17 protein-coding genes are annotated in these 15,357 nt (G+C 32.7%); 7 read left to right on the top strand and 10 right to left on the bottom strand.

Translation table 11 applies throughout. The features are described from left to right. Positions 1-4: 4 nt before the first annotated feature. Positions 5-1,780 (bottom strand): helix-turn-helix domain-containing protein, encoded by a 1,776-nt coding sequence (locus tag QMG60_RS05815; protein ID WP_057115820.1) that lies wholly within the window; start codon positions 1,778-1,780, stop codon positions 5-7. A gap of 165 nt (positions 1,781-1,945) precedes the next feature. On the opposite strand from QMG60_RS05815, the gene QMG60_RS05810 reads away from it, so the two are divergent. The 6 genes from QMG60_RS05810 (at position 1,946) to QMG60_RS05785 (ending at position 7,475) form a co-directional block, all read left to right on the top strand. Continuing rightward, positions 1,946-3,124, top strand: a complete 1,179-nt coding sequence (locus QMG60_RS05810; RefSeq protein WP_057115817.1) for an acyl-CoA dehydrogenase family protein — start codon at positions 1,946-1,948, stop codon at positions 3,122-3,124. Between the two features lie 91 nt (positions 3,125-3,215). Continuing rightward, entirely contained in the window at positions 3,216-3,998 is a 783-nt protein-coding gene (locus QMG60_RS05805) for a DUF3050 domain-containing protein (protein WP_057115815.1), read from the top strand. 71 nt (positions 3,999-4,069) lie between these two features. Beyond that, positions 4,070-4,825 carry an SGNH/GDSL hydrolase family protein gene (locus QMG60_RS05800; RefSeq protein WP_281867180.1) on the top strand — a complete coding sequence of 252 codons (756 nt, stop codon included), beginning with the start codon at positions 4,070-4,072 and terminating at the stop codon, positions 4,823-4,825. A 181-nt stretch (positions 4,826-5,006) separates the two neighbouring features. Then, on the top strand, positions 5,007-5,861 hold the full coding sequence (locus tag QMG60_RS05795) for a helix-turn-helix domain-containing protein (RefSeq protein ID WP_281867179.1): 855 nt from the start codon (positions 5,007-5,009) through the stop codon (positions 5,859-5,861). Positions 5,862-5,930: 69 nt separating this feature from the next. After that, entirely contained in the window at positions 5,931-6,896 is a 966-nt protein-coding gene (locus QMG60_RS05790) for a nitrilase family protein (protein WP_281867178.1), read from the top strand. Between the two features lie 72 nt (positions 6,897-6,968). Beyond that, positions 6,969-7,475 (top strand): GNAT family N-acetyltransferase, encoded by a 507-nt coding sequence (locus QMG60_RS05785; protein ID WP_281867177.1) that lies wholly within the window; start codon positions 6,969-6,971, stop codon positions 7,473-7,475. Positions 7,476-7,477: 2 nt separating this feature from the next. Here QMG60_RS05785 and QMG60_RS05780 read toward each other — a convergent pair whose 3' ends face one another. The 9 genes from QMG60_RS05780 to QMG60_RS05740 all read right to left on the bottom strand — a co-directional run bounded on the left by QMG60_RS05780 (position 7,478) and on the right by QMG60_RS05740 (position 14,792). Then, the gene (locus QMG60_RS05780) at positions 7,478-8,497 is read right to left on the bottom strand and encodes a hypothetical protein (protein WP_281867176.1); all 1,020 of its coding nucleotides are present in this window, start codon (positions 8,495-8,497) and stop codon (positions 7,478-7,480) included. Beyond that, a complete protein-coding gene (locus QMG60_RS05775) occupies positions 8,475-10,103 on the bottom strand; it encodes an NAD(P)/FAD-dependent oxidoreductase (RefSeq protein ID WP_281867175.1) in 1,629 nt (542 codons plus the stop codon). Before QMG60_RS05775 ends, QMG60_RS05780 begins: the two co-directional genes overlap by 23 nt. Next, positions 10,078-11,598, bottom strand: coding sequence for a polyamine aminopropyltransferase (locus QMG60_RS05770; protein WP_281867174.1), 1,521 nt, complete (start codon positions 11,596-11,598; stop codon positions 10,078-10,080). Before QMG60_RS05770 ends, QMG60_RS05775 begins: the two co-directional genes overlap by 26 nt. Further along, positions 11,591-11,806, bottom strand: coding sequence for a DUF350 domain-containing protein (locus tag QMG60_RS05765; protein WP_281867173.1), 216 nt, complete (start codon positions 11,804-11,806; stop codon positions 11,591-11,593). The genes QMG60_RS05770 and QMG60_RS05765 overlap by 8 nt, the downstream gene beginning before the upstream one ends. 13 nt (positions 11,807-11,819) lie before the next feature. Continuing rightward, positions 11,820-11,999 (bottom strand): hypothetical protein, encoded by a 180-nt coding sequence (locus QMG60_RS05760; RefSeq protein ID WP_057115798.1) that lies wholly within the window; start codon positions 11,997-11,999, stop codon positions 11,820-11,822. A 4-nt stretch (positions 12,000-12,003) separates the two neighbouring features. Beyond that, positions 12,004-13,233: a DUF4178 domain-containing protein gene (locus tag QMG60_RS05755; protein ID WP_057115796.1), complete on the bottom strand. Its 1,230-nt coding sequence runs from the start codon at positions 13,231-13,233 to the stop codon at positions 12,004-12,006. Positions 13,234-13,236: 3 nt separating this feature from the next. Then, on the bottom strand, positions 13,237-13,599 hold the full coding sequence (locus QMG60_RS05750; protein WP_134139015.1) for an S-adenosylmethionine decarboxylase: 363 nt from the start codon (positions 13,597-13,599) through the stop codon (positions 13,237-13,239). Positions 13,600-13,839: 240 nt separating this feature from the next. Further along, positions 13,840-14,175, bottom strand: a complete 336-nt coding sequence (locus QMG60_RS05745; RefSeq protein WP_281867172.1) for a hypothetical protein — start codon at positions 14,173-14,175, stop codon at positions 13,840-13,842. Between the two features lie 38 nt (positions 14,176-14,213). Further along, on the bottom strand, positions 14,214-14,792 hold the full coding sequence (locus tag QMG60_RS05740) for a hypothetical protein (protein ID WP_281867171.1): 579 nt from the start codon (positions 14,790-14,792) through the stop codon (positions 14,214-14,216). Between the two features lie 163 nt (positions 14,793-14,955). On the opposite strand from QMG60_RS05740, the gene QMG60_RS05735 reads away from it, so the two are divergent. After that, positions 14,956-15,342, top strand: a complete 387-nt coding sequence (locus QMG60_RS05735; RefSeq protein ID WP_248729050.1) for a helix-turn-helix transcriptional regulator — start codon at positions 14,956-14,958, stop codon at positions 15,340-15,342. The last annotated feature ends 15 nt before the right edge of the window (positions 15,343-15,357 follow it).

Genomic DNA, 15,357 nt, shown 5'->3' with positions numbered 1-15,357 from the left:
AGCTTTAAATATTGTTCGCAAATTGAGCTGGAGATACTCCAGTTCTTTTGCGAAACGATTTTGCAAATGAAACCGCATTCTTAAACCCAACACTTTCTGCAATTGCCTGTGTTGAATATTTACGATATAAGTGGTTTGTAATCATTTGATTAATAACATAATTAATTTTTAACTCATTAGAATATTCTCCAAAAGATTTACCAAATCGTTTATTTACAACATAAGACAAATAAGTTGTATTAGTTTTGATTTTTTTGGCAACATAAGACAATGTAAAATCAGGATTTAGGTATTCTAATTTTTCTTCTAGTGCCAATAATTTTTCTACAATTTTATTTTCTTTAGCTTCATCAATACTAAGGTTTGCATTTTCCTTTTTAAGTAATGTATCTTCTAGTTCTGGAGTTTCAACAAGTATATTTTGTTCTGCAGCTGCTTTTTCGATTTCAGCTTTTTCAATTTCTTTTTTCTCCAGATTAGCTTTAAATTCTTCAATTAAAGCATTCATTTTTTTCTGTGCTTTATTTTTGTCCCGAATATTTTTAATTAGGAAAAACACAATTCCAACAACTAGAATAACATATAAAACTTTAAGGGCTTTATTCCATAAAACCTCGTACTTATACTTTTCCTGAATGCTTATCATCTCATCGCTAAGATTCGCCGTACCCAGTTTGTAATTGACTTCTAAAGCTTCTTCTCTTAATTCTCCTTCGTACTTTTCATAAGAATCTAAATACATTTTAGAATATTTGAAAGCTAATTCGGGTTCATTTTTTGCACTATAAATTTTAGCCTGAAGATAATTGGACTGAAAAGAAATTCTATCTGTTTTTTTTTCTTTAACAGACATAGAATCAACCTTCTTTAAAAATACCAAAGCTTTATCATAATTTTTTAATGAATGATAAAGGTCTCCTAAATTATAATTTGCAATCCTATAATAATAATCATCATTATTTTGCTTAGCATACATCGAAATATCGAAGTAGGTTCTTTCTGCATTTTTAAAATCTTTTTTGTATAGATAAATATTTCCTAAACTAAGAGTAGAAGTAATTTTATTGTCTAAATAATTTTGCGAATAATTGATTGCTCTTTTATAAAAGTATTCGGCAGAATCTAATAAAAATAATTTACCTCGAGCTTTCATGAAATAGCCTTCATAGACATTTCCTAAATTGGTATAAATATTACTTTTACTATTTTGAAATTGATCTTTTTCGTATAGACTTTCATTTTTATCTAAAAAAATACTATTCTGCCTTAGATTTCTAATAGCAAGTTCATAATTCCCTACTTCTTCATTAACTAAAGCTATATTGCTTTTAAACTTAACGATCTGTATAACATCCAATGTTTTGGTAGAAAGTTTTATTCCTTCCTGGTAATTACTTAAAGCATTACTGAAATTTTTTCTTTTCCATTCCGTTAATCCTCTATAATTATATAAGTAGGCGCGAAGATTTATTTTTTGAACAGATTCGGGAATTCTATTATAATATTCTAGTGCTTTTTTATACCATTCATCACACTTAGCTCTATTGTTCTTTAGTTGATATAAATAAGATCCTGATCCATAAGCAAAAGCTAAATGTTCATTATTACTAGATTTTTGTAATTCAGCAGCATACTTAAGTCCTTCATCAAAATTACCGTTCATGCTGAAACGAATTTTATCCTGCAATTCTAAATACTCTTGTTCAGTAAGCTCTTTTTTAGGTTGAGCCACAGTAGTATTAAGTATCAATAAAAATAAAAAAGAGATGATCAGCCTCATTTAATTAGTTTTTGGTATTCAAAAATAGTCTATAAATTATCAATAAACTACAATTAATTTGCCAAATTCCTATTAATTTTATTTTTGCCTTAAAAAAATATAACAATTTAAGCGTTATTTGTTATATTTTTATTACGTAAATTTGTTTAAGTAAAATTAAAAAACATGAAACCAGACTTATTTCAATCTCCAGATTATTATAACCTAGATGATTTACTAACCGACGAACATAAATTGGTTCGAGAATCTGCTCGAGCATGGGTAAAAAAGGAAGTTTCTCCTATAATAGAAGAATATGCTCAAAAAGCAGAATTTCCTAAACAAATTATTAAAGGACTTGGAGAAATTGGCGGTTTCGGACCTTATATTCCTGTAGAATATGGCGGAGCGGGATTAGATCAAATCTCTTACGGCTTAATCATGCAGGAAATTGAAAGAGGCGATTCTGGCGTAAGATCTACCTCATCTGTTCAATCTTCTTTAGTAATGTATCCTATTTGGAAATATGGTAATGAAGAACAGCGAATGAAATACCTTCCGAAGCTAGCAACTGGTGAATTTATAGGATGTTTTGGTTTGACCGAACCAGATCACGGTTCTGATCCTGGAAGTATGATTACCAATTTTAAAGACATGGGAGATCATTATCTTTTAAATGGTGCCAAAATGTGGATCTCAAATGCGCCTTTTGCTGATATTGCTATTGTTTGGGCAAAAAATGAAGAAGGAAGAATTCATGGTTTAATTGTAGAACGAGGAATGGAAGGTTTTACAACTCCAGAAACGCATAATAAATGGTCGCTTCGTGCATCTGCAACTGGAGAGTTGATTTTTGATAACGTAAAAGTTCCTAAAGAAAATCTTTTACCTAATAAATCTGGTTTAGGAGCTCCACTTGGCTGTTTAGATTCAGCTCGTTACGGAATTGCCTGGGGAGCAATCGGAGCAGCGATGGACTGTTACGATACGGCATTAAGATATTCTAAAGAAAGAATTCAGTTTGGAAAACCAATTGGAGGTACTCAATTACAGCAAAAGAAATTAGCCGAAATGATTACTGAAATCACAAAAGCGCAATTATTAACCTGGCGTTTAGGTGTTTTAAGAAATGAAGGAAAAGCTACTACAGCACAAATTTCGATGGCAAAACGTAATAATGTTAACATGGCAATTACCATTGCAAGAGAAGCTAGACAAATGCTTGGAGGTATGGGAATCACTGGTGAATACTCTATTATGCGTCACATGATGAATCTTGAAAGTGTAATTACTTATGAAGGAACTCATGACATCCATTTACTAATAACTGGAATGGATGTGACTGGAATTCCAGCATTTAAATAGTAGACAACTATTAAAATATATACAAAATCGATTTAAAAAGCTTCTTCTAACAAAGAAGCTTTTTATCTTTGCACCAAAATTTTTTCCAAAAATGAATATTGAAGCAATAAACAAAAGCATACAACCACAAAAAGACCAACTGTTAAAACATTCTTTATATAATAAGATTCAGAACATAGATGACTTACATAGTTTTTTAGAAAGTCATGTTTTTGCTGTTTGGGATTTTATGTCGTTATTGAAAGCTTTACAAGCCAAACTTACCTGCACAACAACGCCTTGGTTTGCTACTAAAAATCCAGAAACTCGTTATTTAATTAATGAAATTGTTCTTGCCGAAGAAACAGATTTAACGCTTGACGGAAGAAGACAAAGTCACTACGAAATGTATTTGGAAGCAATGGAAGCTTGTGGCGCTGACACAACTGGTATTTTAAATTTCCTATCAGAAGTAAGTTCGCTTCACAATATATTTGTTGCTATTAAACAAAGTCAGCTTCACCCGAATGTGAAAGCTTTCTTAGATTTTACTTTCAGAGTTATTGAAGAAGGAAAACCACACCAAATTGCCGCTGCATTTACTTTTGGAAGAGAAGATTTGATTCCGAGTATGTTTACCGAAATCCTAAAAAATTTCCAAAAGAATCTTCCAGAAGTCGATTTGACAAAATTGCTTTACTATTTTGAAAGACATATCGAATTGGATGCCGACGAACACGGACCAATGGCCATGCAAATGATTACAGAATTATGCGAAGATGATGCTCAAAAATGGAAAGAAGTAGAAGAAGTTTCTATTCTAGCCCTAGAAAGACGTATCGGACTTTGGAATGCAATCGAAGAAGATATTGTGATGAAAACCGAAATGGTTTAATAAATCCAAACCCGCATATTTAACGTAACTATTTGTTTAAAACGACCTCAAGATTTAAATTTAAACAAATTATGAAACCATATTTTAAACAAATAGTTACCATTATACTTTCAGTATTTCTGATGAGCTGCAGCTCATCAGAAGAATCTGCTCCTATCACAACTACACCGCCAGTTGTAACCCCTCCCAAAACCCCAGAGCCACCAATTGCTAGTTCGATCAATTATTTAGCATTAGGCGACAGTTACACAATCGGGCAGAGTGTTTGTGCTACATGTCGTTTTCCAGAACAATTAAAGACCAGTTTAAACGCGATGTATTCCAGTACAATTTCGCTAAAAATAATTGCTACAACAGGCTGGACAACATCCAATTTACTTTCAGCAATAAACACACAAAATCCAGAAGCCAATTACGATTTGGTGACGCTTTTAATTGGTGTAAACAATCAATATCAACACAGAAATTTTTCGGTTTACGAAAAAGAATTTCCAGAATTGGTAACCAAAGCAATCATGCTTGCCAAAGGTGACCGAAAAAATGTTGTCGTCATTTCCATTCCAGATTATGCTTACACGCCTTACGGAAAAAGTCTCGCCGGTGATCAAACCTCAACGATTTCTGCCGAAATTGACCAATACAATTCTTTTGCCGAGAAATATTGTGCCAATAATCAAGTGGCTTTTGTTTCCATTACAGACATTACACGACAAGGACTCAACAGTGCCAATCTTGTTGCTTCAGATGGTTTACACCCTTCAGAATCAGCCTATAAATTATTTGTGGACAAAATGATGCCGGAGGTAAAAAAAGCTTTGCAGAATTAATATTTTTATTTCCAGAAGCAGAAAATTCATTTTCATTACACCTTTAGTCCCGCTATTCACTATATCTTTTGCGGCGAACCCCGCCGCAAAAGGATATCGTTTCTATCGGGGCTAGATTAGATACTAAAAGTTTTTCAAGAAAAATATCCCTAATTTTGCTAAACTCATAATTACTTGCAAAATGACATTTCAATTTGCATTCAAATCAATTAGAGTTATGCAGGTTTCGCCATCAAAAGAATTATCACCTTATATCAAACATTATCTGTTTTTAGATAATGCAGAAACTGCTGTCCAAAAGTTTCGTTTGTTTTCTGATGGTAATACTGGTATTGTATTTTCTGTAAAAAGTAAACTCATTTCTGAAATCGGCGAAGTAAAAGATTATTTACCAGCTTCATTTTTGTATGGACAGCTTAACGGTTTTAAAGATCTATATTCTGAGAATAAAATAACATTAATAATTGTCGTTTTTCAACCCAACGGAATTCATCAATTATTAGGAATTCCTGCCCATGAATTTCACGATTCTATTATTCCGGTAGAAGATGTGTTTGACCAAAAAATTATTGAGCTCCAAGAAAAATTATTAGAACAAAATAATCAGGCTCGTGTTAATCTTTTAAATCATTTCTTCAGATCAATCATTGCCTCTAAACCGTCTTCAAATCAGTTCCTAATAAATGGTTCCCTAAATTTTATCATTGACAAAAAAGGTCTCTTTTCTATAAAAGAATTGGTTAAATATACTGGGTATACCGAAAGACATTTGGAAAGAAAATTCAAAGAATGCATTGGATTAAATCCGAAGAAATTTGGGAATGTTATACGAATCCATCATTTTTTGAAATTATTAAAAAACAAACCTGACGACACCAATCTAACCACAATTTGTTATAATGCAGGATTTTCAGATCAGTCGCATTTAATAAAAGAATTTAGAAAACATACCGGAATTACTCCAACAGAATATGTCTGCACCACGGGAAAACTAACCAACAATCTTATAAAAAGATTTCCCGCATCAACATTCTAAAATGTCGGTTTTATACAATTTATAACGTATTGCTCACACTAATTTTGACCCTAATTAATAGTGAACAATATGAAAAATCTAAAAATAGCTACAGCTCAATTTGAAAACAAAAGCGGCAATAAAAACTATAATTTATCTGTAATTGAAAAGCTTTCGAAAAAGGCATCTGAAGAAGGCTGCGATGTAATTTCGTTTCACGAATGTTCAATAACAGGATATACATTCGCAAGAAATCTATCCAAAGAGCAAATGCTGGACTTGGCAGAATTAATTCCGAGCGGCGAAAGTATTTTAAAATTGACTCAAATTGCTAAAAACAACAACATTGTAATATTGGCAGGGCTTTTTGAGAAAGATGAAAATGATAATTTATTCAAAGCATATGTATGTGTTGACAGAAATGGTTTAGTGGCCAAATACCGAAAATTACATCCGTTTATAAATCCATATTTAACCGCTGGAGATCGTTATTGTGTTTTTGAAATTGCAGGATGGAAATGCGGTATCTTAATTTGTTACGACAATAATATTATAGAAAATGTCCGCGCCACAAAGCTTCTAGGAGCCGATATTATTTTTATGCCTCATGTAACAATGTGCACACCTTCTACCCGACCGGGCGCTGGTTTTGTTGCTCCGCAGCTTTGGGAAAACCGAGAAGCTGATCCAACATCGTTACGATTAGAATTTGATGGGATGAAAGGCCGTGACTGGCTTATGAAATGGCTTCCGGCAAGAGCTTATGACAATGCGGTTTATACCATATTTTCAAACCCGATTGGTATGGATGAGGACCAGCTCAAAAATGGCTGTTCTATGATTATTGATCCGTTTGGAGATATATTAGCAGAATGCAGAACTTTTGATGATTCTTTTGCAACTGCTATAATTACTCCCGAAAAATGCATTCAAGCAGGAGGAAATCGTTATATAAAAGCTAGAAGACCAGAATTGTACAAAGATATTATTGGACAAGATCACAATTCTGAACAAAATGTCGTTTGGTTAAACCCTGATAAAAAAAGCATAAATTAAACATTTCACCCGTATAAAGCTGTTGAAAGATTTATCTTTGAAGATTCATTAATTTACAGAATTAGCCCAATAATGGAATTTTTTAAAACTACAACTCAAGATATCGACGCTGTTTTCGATATTTACAATCAAGCTACATCGTATCAAAAAACAGTCAATAATAAAAGCTGGAGAGGTTTTGAAAGGACATTAATAGAAAAAGAAATTGCCGAAAATCGTCATTTTGTAATCAAAGAAGGAGATGAAGTTGCTTGTACATTTGTACTTACTTTTAATGATGAAATTATTTGGAAAGAAGCCAGCAAAGATCCTGCGGTATATTTGCATCGTATTGCTACGAATTCAAAATTCAGAGGGCATTCTTACGTCAAAAAAATCATACAATGGACTAAAGAATATGCCAAAGAAAATGGTAAAGACTACATTCGGCTTGACACCCACAGCGGTAACGAAAGAATTAATAAATATTACACCAGCTGTGGTTTCACTTACAAAGGAATCAGCACCATAGAATGGACCAATGAATTGCCAGAGCATTATAAAGAAGGTTCTTTTAGTTTGTTTGAGATTAAGCTTTAGATTTATTTTTTAGATTTCCAGATAAAGCCATCCAACAGATAATGTGTAAACTGTGGAACGCTCAACAAAGGAACTAATAAAATCTGCCAGCTCGAAAAATCAAAATTGGTTATACTTATGTTTTCATTCCAAACAAAAAGTTCCCAAAGAAATTCTTCTGAAAAGGCAATTAAAACTAAAATAACAACGTAAATTAGAATGCCTTTATATTGCTTTAAAAAAGACAAACGACCTAATTCTGAATCTGATTTTCCGTCAATTTCTTTAAAATAAACCAGTGCCATATAAGGAATTCCATGCGAAACGACGTTTAGTAAAGTAAAAATCAAATCGTCATTAAAATACACAATTCCGAAATACCAAGAAAGTGCTGTGCCAAGAATAATGCTGTTTTTCGGAATATTAAAAAACTGATTTCGAATTGATTTTATGGCAGTATAAAAGACATACAAAATCAAAATTCCGATATAAATCCAAAATAGGATTTCTAAGATTGTTTGGCTTTCAAACCTAAAAAATTCATTTTCTACAAACCAGTTGAACTTTCGCTTAGACGAAAAAAACCAATACAACATTGGGTATCCGGTTGAAGCATAAATCGCCAGATTATCAATCCAAACCGATATTTTAGTTTTGGTTTCTTTTCTGGCGTACAATCTCATAAAACCATACTGCTGTCTGATAAAATGAAAGACAGCAACATAAGCCAAAAACGACCAAAAAACTAAACTGCCAAAAGAAAAAAGTACAATTCCTGTCAAAAAACAAATAATCGGTAAAAGAATCAATCTTTGTTTTTGTTTCTTGAATTCATCGGCAACAAAATAGGTTTTGAATAATGTTGCATAAACGTGTGCTACATCAATAAAAACAATTAAAAAAAGCCAAGTATAAAAAGAATAATTCTCTTCAATTCTTGTGATATAATCTTGAAAAATAAAGATTATGGCCAGCACAAAAAATGACGGACCTATAATGAATGCTAAATCTGTTTTTGCTTTATGAATCCACGGTTGTTCCATCTAAAATCTCATTTACAACATTAATTCCTTGGTGAAAAGCTTCTTCAAAAATCGAAATTCCTGATAAATCGCTATGTGCAAAATAAACAGCATTCTGAATATTCTGTTTGGCTAGTTTCTTCGATTCTCCAAAAATAAACCCCGGCGCAGGCGAAATCATGCCGTGCCCTAATAGAAAAACTTCAATGTCTTCTGTATATTCTTCAATATCAGGATGCGCAATTTTTAAATCATTCAAAACAAACTGTTTCCAATATTCTTTATCTTTTTTATACAACTCTATTCTCGTTTTTCTTAAATCTGCAGAAGAAAAACTAAAGTAATATGTAATTACTTTTTTCTCCTGAACCTGATTTAAATTCTGATGCTGATCGTAAACATAACCCAAACCTTTGGAACCGTAAATTACATTATCCCAAGCCAGCGGAAAACTGAAATTATCGGGCAAATCCTCTACAATCAAAGTTGCCAAAAGCCAAGGTGTATACTGAAAATCTTGGGTAAACGTTTTTCTGTCTTTGATCAAATACTGATTTACAAATTGCGGAGAAGCCATTATTACTTTATCTGCAATGATTTCAACAGTTGTTTTGCTGACATCATCAAAAGCTTTTGCAATTACTTTGTTATTTTCGATTTTTACTTCATAAACCAAATGGCTTTTTAAATCTTTATCGTTTGTATACTTTTTTAAATGATTGGCAAGACGCGAATTTCCTTCGGGCCAAGTTAAAACGCTCTCGTGTTTTTCGGCTGTGCTGTCTTGTTTTCTTCCTGCAAAATAATGAATCCCTGCCCAAGCCGAAACAAATTCAATTCCTAAACCAAAGTCATCTTTACAGCAGTAATCGATATAATTGAATAAAGGTTCAGAGGTAAAATGATTATCTCTAAACCATTTCTTCATTGTAATTTTATCTAAAGCTCTCGTCTTTTCATCTGACGATGAAAGATAAAGCGGAATATCAAATAAGTATTTCTGATCTTGTCCTTTTGCTGTTCTAAAAATATCCATTTCTTTGAAGAATTTCTGAAACTCCAAATCATCAGAAGCCGTGTTTCCGTCTTTTGGAACAACGCCTTCCTGCCAATTATTTTTATAAAACAAACGCTCGTCTGGTGCAAAAGTCAATTGTAATTCGTCGAAAACAGGAAAACCTTTTGGATCGTAACCCAGAATTATTTTTTCTTCTTCGAGAAAACCAAGCAATTCTTTATCTTGAAAATTAGGGAGCGGCAGATAATGCGCACCCAAAGGATATTTGGAATATTTGTTTTCTCCGTTTGAAGAATTTCCTCCCAAATGATTGTCTAATTCTACGATTAAAAAATCTGTTATTCCTCTTTTTTGAAATTGTCGTGCTGCACTTAAGCCAGCAATACCTCCTCCGACAATTAGATACGGAATCTCAATTTGTTTGGTTGATTTAGGAAAATCTTTGATCCACAAACGATGTCCGAGCAAATGTTTGGTGCCGGATAAACGAATCATTAGTACCGCAATTTTATCAGAACAAAACTGCAGAAACGGAATCAGCAGCAATGAAGCGCCGACACCTTTTATAAAATTCCTTCTGGATTTATTGCAGTCTTCCCCACTCTTCATCAAAATAGCGTACTAAAATCTGGTTATCTAAACGATTGATTTCGATTTGATTTGAAATCATATCGTTGGTAAAATAATTAAAACGATCAAACTGGTAATTGTAAAATTTTAGTCCGTCAGCTATTCGGTTTACGGTATTAAAAGTTGTTCCAAAACCATTTATGGCAATGGTATACCCCCACTCTCCAAACGACGGAACATAGGCATGATACGCATCGACCTGCGGAAAAACCTGCATTACTGTTTTATTGATACACCAAAAAGATTTTGGCGCAAAATATGGCGAAGTGGTTTGTATAACAACCGCTGCATCTGGATGTAAAATAGTTTTTATGGTTTGATAGAAATTAACCGAGTACAATTTCCCTAAACTATAATTGGACGGATCTGGAAAATCGATTATCACAGCATCGAATTTCTCTTTACAGCTTTTAGCCCAGATATAAGCATCGGTATTAATAACGGTAACCTTAGAATTATTAAGTGAACTTTTATTGAAATTGGTCAAGACTGTATTAGTTTTAAACAACTTTGTCATTCCTTCATCCAAATCTACAAGAGTTACTTTTTGCACCTCTTTGTATTTCAATATTTCGCGAACTGCCAAACCGTCTCCACCTCCCAACACCAAAACGTTTTTTACACTTTTTGCCATCGACATAACGGGATGAACCAAAGCTTCGTGATAACGATATTCGTCTGCCGAACTAAATTGCAGGTTATTATTTAAATAAAGCCTATAATCGCTTTTATTGTGCGTTAAAACAATACGCTGATAAGGTGTTGAATTGGTATAAATGATGTTTTCTCCGTACAATTTCCCTTCTGAGTAAGCTAGAATATCATTCGAAAAAATAAAAACGCCTAGCAATAATAAAAATGAAAAAACGGCTTTTGCACGCAGTAAAGCGGGTTTCTTTAGTTCTCTTTTCAATAAAAAACATAAAGCAATAGCAATACTTACGTTTATCATTCCGAAGAAAAGAGAGGTTCCCATAATTCCCAATTTTGGCACTAAAACCAGAGGAAATAATATGGAAGCCAATAATGCTCCGATATAATCAAATGTAAAAACATTCGAAACCAAATCTTTAAACTCGACTCTGTCTTTTAAAATATTCATTAAAAGCGGAATCTCTAAACCAACCAAAAATCCGGTTACGAAAACAAATAAATATAGGATGAATTGAAAAGAGCCCACACTTTCAAACAGTAAAAACAAAACTACCGAACTCAGACCTCCAATAAGTCCAACCAGTATTTCTATTTCTACAAAAGTGTTAAGCAGATTCTTGTGAAAAAACTTTGAAAAAAAAGAACCTATACCCATAGAAAACAGGTACACGCCAATAATAAATGAAAACTGTTTTACCGAATCGCCTAATAAATAACTCGCCAGAGTTCCTGCAACCAACTCATAAATAAGTCCGCAAGTGGCAATTATAAATACGGCAAAGAGTAAAAGAAATTCAAACCTAAGAAATTTTTTACCCATGAATTGCGGCGCTAATAATCATTGAAATTCCAATGATAAATGCTGCCAAAACAATGGCAACAGCAACATTATTCTTTTCTACAACTTCTTTCCAAGTATTTTCTGGAGTAAGTTTTTCAATAATATAATAACCGATTAATAAAATGATAATGCCTAAAAAAGAATAAATAATTGAATTTACTATTGGTTGCGCGTGAATTAATTCCATATTGTTTGAGTTTTTATTTGTGGTAAAAATGATTATAAGAGGAACGGCTTCCTGTTGGTTTGTAATTTTCTGTGGTTTCACAATCGCAGATTCTGTTCCCTGCAAGAGCAAAATAAATATAAACTCCAAAGCAAAAGAATCCAATTGCTAATGGCGCCCAATTATTGATAAAGAAATCTGAAATTCTTTTCATATTATTATTCGTAAGTCGAGTAGGAACTGTCTGACCATCTCTGTTTTTCAAATTGATTTTTAAAATATCGTATTACGAAATAAATCACAACCATACCGATGATAACCAGCCATAGATTTCTATTCGAAGGCTGATTCCAAACCACATTAACATTCATTTCACTATTATTAGCATCTTCAGGAGCTTTCATTGGTGTTATTAGAAGATGGTATTTACCTGCTTTTACGCCACAGATATTAAACTTCTCAGACTGACTCCCTTCTGTCCAAGATTCTCCATCAGAATAACCGTAATAGTATTCTATATCTTTGTTGGCATAAATCTCGTCGCCATTATCTTCATTAATTAAAGCAACATTCAAATTTGCCCATGAATTATTAACCCCTGTTGAAACCTTAATCGTCATAGGAGCAGAAGCACCATTGAGCACAAAAGATGGACTGGTAATTTCTTTATTATCAAATTCGCTAAATTTAATAGCACTATTGAAAACATTTTGCTCCACCTGATCTTTATAAATATACCAGTTTGCCATTATAATCAATAAGGCGAAAAGACAGAAAATAATGGCTGTATTTCTAAGGTCAAAGCGAGATGGCTGAATCATATTAACACCAGACTGATATGGCATTGTTCTTTTTGGAAAAGCTTTCTGAATGACACTTTTGCTCACATATTCACCATAATATGCCGTTTGTACGTTATTCATCTTTTCAACAGAAATGATATTAGGCGGATTTATAAATTCAGCAAGATGAATTAATTTGTTTTGAGGAAGTTCAAAATCAAAAAAACCTTGTGCATCTATAATTTCAGCATCCGAATGTTCAAACAGATCATAATCTACATCATCATGCTTTAGAACTTTAACACCTTTTTTTAGTTCTTCAATACTTTCCATTTCGGTAAGCATCATCCAATGTCCATTAGAAACAGAAAGATATAGAAATTCTTTAGCGTCATTCTGTAGAATAAACTCTGTCCATGTATAATTAGGATGTACATTTTTCCTTAATAAGCCTGTAACTTTGTATTCACTCCCTTTCAGAAATCCTACATCACCAATTTCTAGCGGATAATCTCTGAGAACGTTTCTATATTTGGATCTTCTTCGAAACTTTCCCTCTTTGTCAATAGCATATAAACTCTGACATTTCGGACAGACAAAATTGATTACTTCAAAACCAACCTCTAATTCGGTTTCTGTATTACAATCGTAACAAGGAATCTTCATATCTTATCGGTTAATTTCAAAATCCTTAATAATTTCTGCATCAAAATAGGCAATATAGTCGGCCATTACAGCACGTACTTTCTGTGAATTGTCCTGAAGATAATTGCACAAATAAACATCCAAAGTAAGCTGCTTGTATTCTGGCCAGGTGTGTATACAAATATGAGATTCTTTTAGGCAGAATGAAATTGTAAAACTTTCGTTTTCAAAATCATGCACTACAACACCAACCTTTTCAAGTTCATATTTTTCTAAAATGGAATTGGTAACCGCAACAAAACCGTCACTATTGGTAAGCTTAGAAATTTCGTCGACATGTAAAGTAACCAGTTTATGCAAACCTGGCGAATAAGGAGGTAAATCCATCAAATAATTTATATTACACAGCAGCCAAATATATAATAATTTCTGTAATAAAATAATCTAAAGAAAAGCATTTTTAGCATAACTTATCAGGACTATGTGTTGCTGTTTTTTTTGTTTTAGGAAGCAGATAATATTCATTTTCATAAAACCTTTAGTCCCGCTATTCACTATATCTTTTGCGGCGAACCCCGCCACAAAAGGATATCGTTTCTATCGGGGCTAGATTAGAAATTTTCGTTTTCATTTATAATTTTCAAAATCAACTTGCACCTTCTCAAACAGTTCTGACTGTTCCAAAATCGAATCAATCCTTGCTAAGCCATCCTGATTATTTTCTGCCATTATAAAAGCAAAACCCCAGATATCTTTCGAAATTGTAAAACTTCCAATTTCAGAATCGTACGTCATTAATACTTCATCGTTCATCCATAAATCGAGAATATCAATCATTTTTGGTTTTAATTCCTGAATCGCATGAACAAAATCAGGAATAAACGATTCATTTTCAGCTCCATTAAAAATATCAATTAAAAGCTCTTCAGATTTATACGCAGGACGAAAATGATATTTATACATGCAAATACTTTTTAATCCACAAATTTAAACTTTAAAAATTACTTGATTCGGTTGTAATGATAGCCCAAATTATAAGCAGATCCAGCCCAAAAAAGAAAAAGAATTGCACCAGAATTATCATAAGCATAATTGACCAAAAGTCCGTTGTCTTTTGCGAGTCCGATTCTTGTTTTATAATTGGTAAAACCGCCGGCAAGATAGGGAACGCCGTTTCGTTTTAAGAATTTATTGTCTAGGTAAAAAAGTCCATTTTTGAGTTTTCCACTTAACTCAATGCTGTCAATTTTAGCAGTTTCTTTTTTGGTAATAAACTTTATAGTGTTCTTATTAATTAGTTTTACCTCAACAGAATATTTCGATTTAGAATCGTATTTCACCTGTTTAGATGAAACAAAATAATTGAGACTATGGTTTATTTTAGAATCTTCAGAAGCAATTGGCTTGACCTTGCTTTTTTCATCATATTTCAAATCTGGAAATAATTCATAAGTTCCTTCCAGCTTCGATAAATTATTTTCTGATAAAGCTACTTTAGCATCTTTTATCATTTTGTCTGAAAATGAAGCGCAGGAAGATAAGAGCAGTATAATGAGAAATGCGATTGAGGTTGATTTCATATTCTTAAATGAGATGGATTGTATACTAATGTAAGGTTTTTGTTTTTAATTTATACTTATCTCCAATTATATCCTACATAATTACAAACGGTATCTTACAAAAAATACTTGTTTTTTACTCAAACTTATCTTTCTATAAAAAATTTTAAATACCTTTGATTTTATGAGCACAGCAACCAAACCATATCATATAGGAAGAAAAATCAGCCGAATTCGTGAGCTGAAAGACATGAAACAAGAAGCTTTGGCACAAGCTTTAGGAATGAGTCAGCAGACTGTTTCAGCTATGGAAAACAGCGAAACCATAGACGAAGAAAAACTGAAAGAAGTGGCAAAAGTACTTGGAATGACTGTTGAAGCAATTAAAAACTTTTCGGAAGAAGCCGTAATTAATTACTTTAATAATATTTATGATAATGCAGCTTTTAACAAGCATTATAATGATTGTACTTTTAATCCTCTTGACAAAGTTGTTGAACTTTATGAGCGTTTGGTACAGGCTGAGAAGGATAAAAATGAGTATTTGGAGAAATTGCTTAAGGGGAAGTAATGGCTTTTATCCGTA

Origin of the sequence: Flavobacterium sp. GSB-24 (assembly GCF_027924665.1) — a bacterium.
Taxonomy (GTDB): domain Bacteria; phylum Bacteroidota; class Bacteroidia; order Flavobacteriales; family Flavobacteriaceae; genus Flavobacterium.
Note: the sequence above shows the minus strand (reverse complement) of the source record. Positions and strands in the feature narration are given on the sequence as shown.

Excerpts from the sequence above, each read along its gene's own strand:
- QMG60_RS05755 (WP_057115796.1), bottom strand. The coding sequence starts at position 13,233 with ATGAAGATTCCTTGTTACGATTGTAATACAGAAACCGAATTAGAGGTT.
- QMG60_RS05740 (WP_281867171.1), bottom strand. The coding sequence starts at position 14,792 with ATGAAATCAACCTCAATCGCATTTCTCATTATACTGCTCTTATCTTCC.
- QMG60_RS05770 (WP_281867174.1), bottom strand. The coding sequence starts at position 11,598 with ATGGGTAAAAAATTTCTTAGGTTTGAATTTCTTTTACTCTTTGCCGTA.
- QMG60_RS05795 (WP_281867179.1), top strand. The coding sequence starts at position 5,007 with ATGACATTTCAATTTGCATTCAAATCAATTAGAGTTATGCAGGTTTCG.
- QMG60_RS05815 (WP_057115820.1), bottom strand. The coding sequence starts at position 1,780 with ATGAGGCTGATCATCTCTTTTTTATTTTTATTGATACTTAATACTACT.
- QMG60_RS05805 (WP_057115815.1), top strand. The coding sequence starts at position 3,216 with ATGAATATTGAAGCAATAAACAAAAGCATACAACCACAAAAAGACCAA.
- QMG60_RS05780 (WP_281867176.1), bottom strand. The coding sequence starts at position 8,497 with ATGGAACAACCGTGGATTCATAAAGCAAAAACAGATTTAGCATTCATT.
- QMG60_RS05765 (WP_281867173.1), bottom strand. The coding sequence starts at position 11,806 with ATGGAATTAATTCACGCGCAACCAATAGTAAATTCAATTATTTATTCT.
- QMG60_RS05735 (WP_248729050.1), top strand. The coding sequence starts at position 14,956 with ATGAGCACAGCAACCAAACCATATCATATAGGAAGAAAAATCAGCCGA.
- QMG60_RS05750 (WP_134139015.1), bottom strand. The coding sequence starts at position 13,599 with ATGGATTTACCTCCTTATTCGCCAGGTTTGCATAAACTGGTTACTTTA.
- QMG60_RS05745 (WP_281867172.1), bottom strand. The coding sequence starts at position 14,175 with ATGTATAAATATCATTTTCGTCCTGCGTATAAATCTGAAGAGCTTTTA.
- QMG60_RS05790 (WP_281867178.1), top strand. The coding sequence starts at position 5,931 with ATGAAAAATCTAAAAATAGCTACAGCTCAATTTGAAAACAAAAGCGGC.
- QMG60_RS05760 (WP_057115798.1), bottom strand. The coding sequence starts at position 11,999 with ATGAAAAGAATTTCAGATTTCTTTATCAATAATTGGGCGCCATTAGCA.
- QMG60_RS05775 (WP_281867175.1), bottom strand. The coding sequence starts at position 10,103 with ATGAAGAGTGGGGAAGACTGCAATAAATCCAGAAGGAATTTTATAAAA.
- QMG60_RS05800 (WP_281867180.1), top strand. The coding sequence starts at position 4,070 with ATGAAACCATATTTTAAACAAATAGTTACCATTATACTTTCAGTATTT.
- QMG60_RS05785 (WP_281867177.1), top strand. The coding sequence starts at position 6,969 with ATGGAATTTTTTAAAACTACAACTCAAGATATCGACGCTGTTTTCGAT.
- QMG60_RS05810 (WP_057115817.1), top strand. The coding sequence starts at position 1,946 with ATGAAACCAGACTTATTTCAATCTCCAGATTATTATAACCTAGATGAT.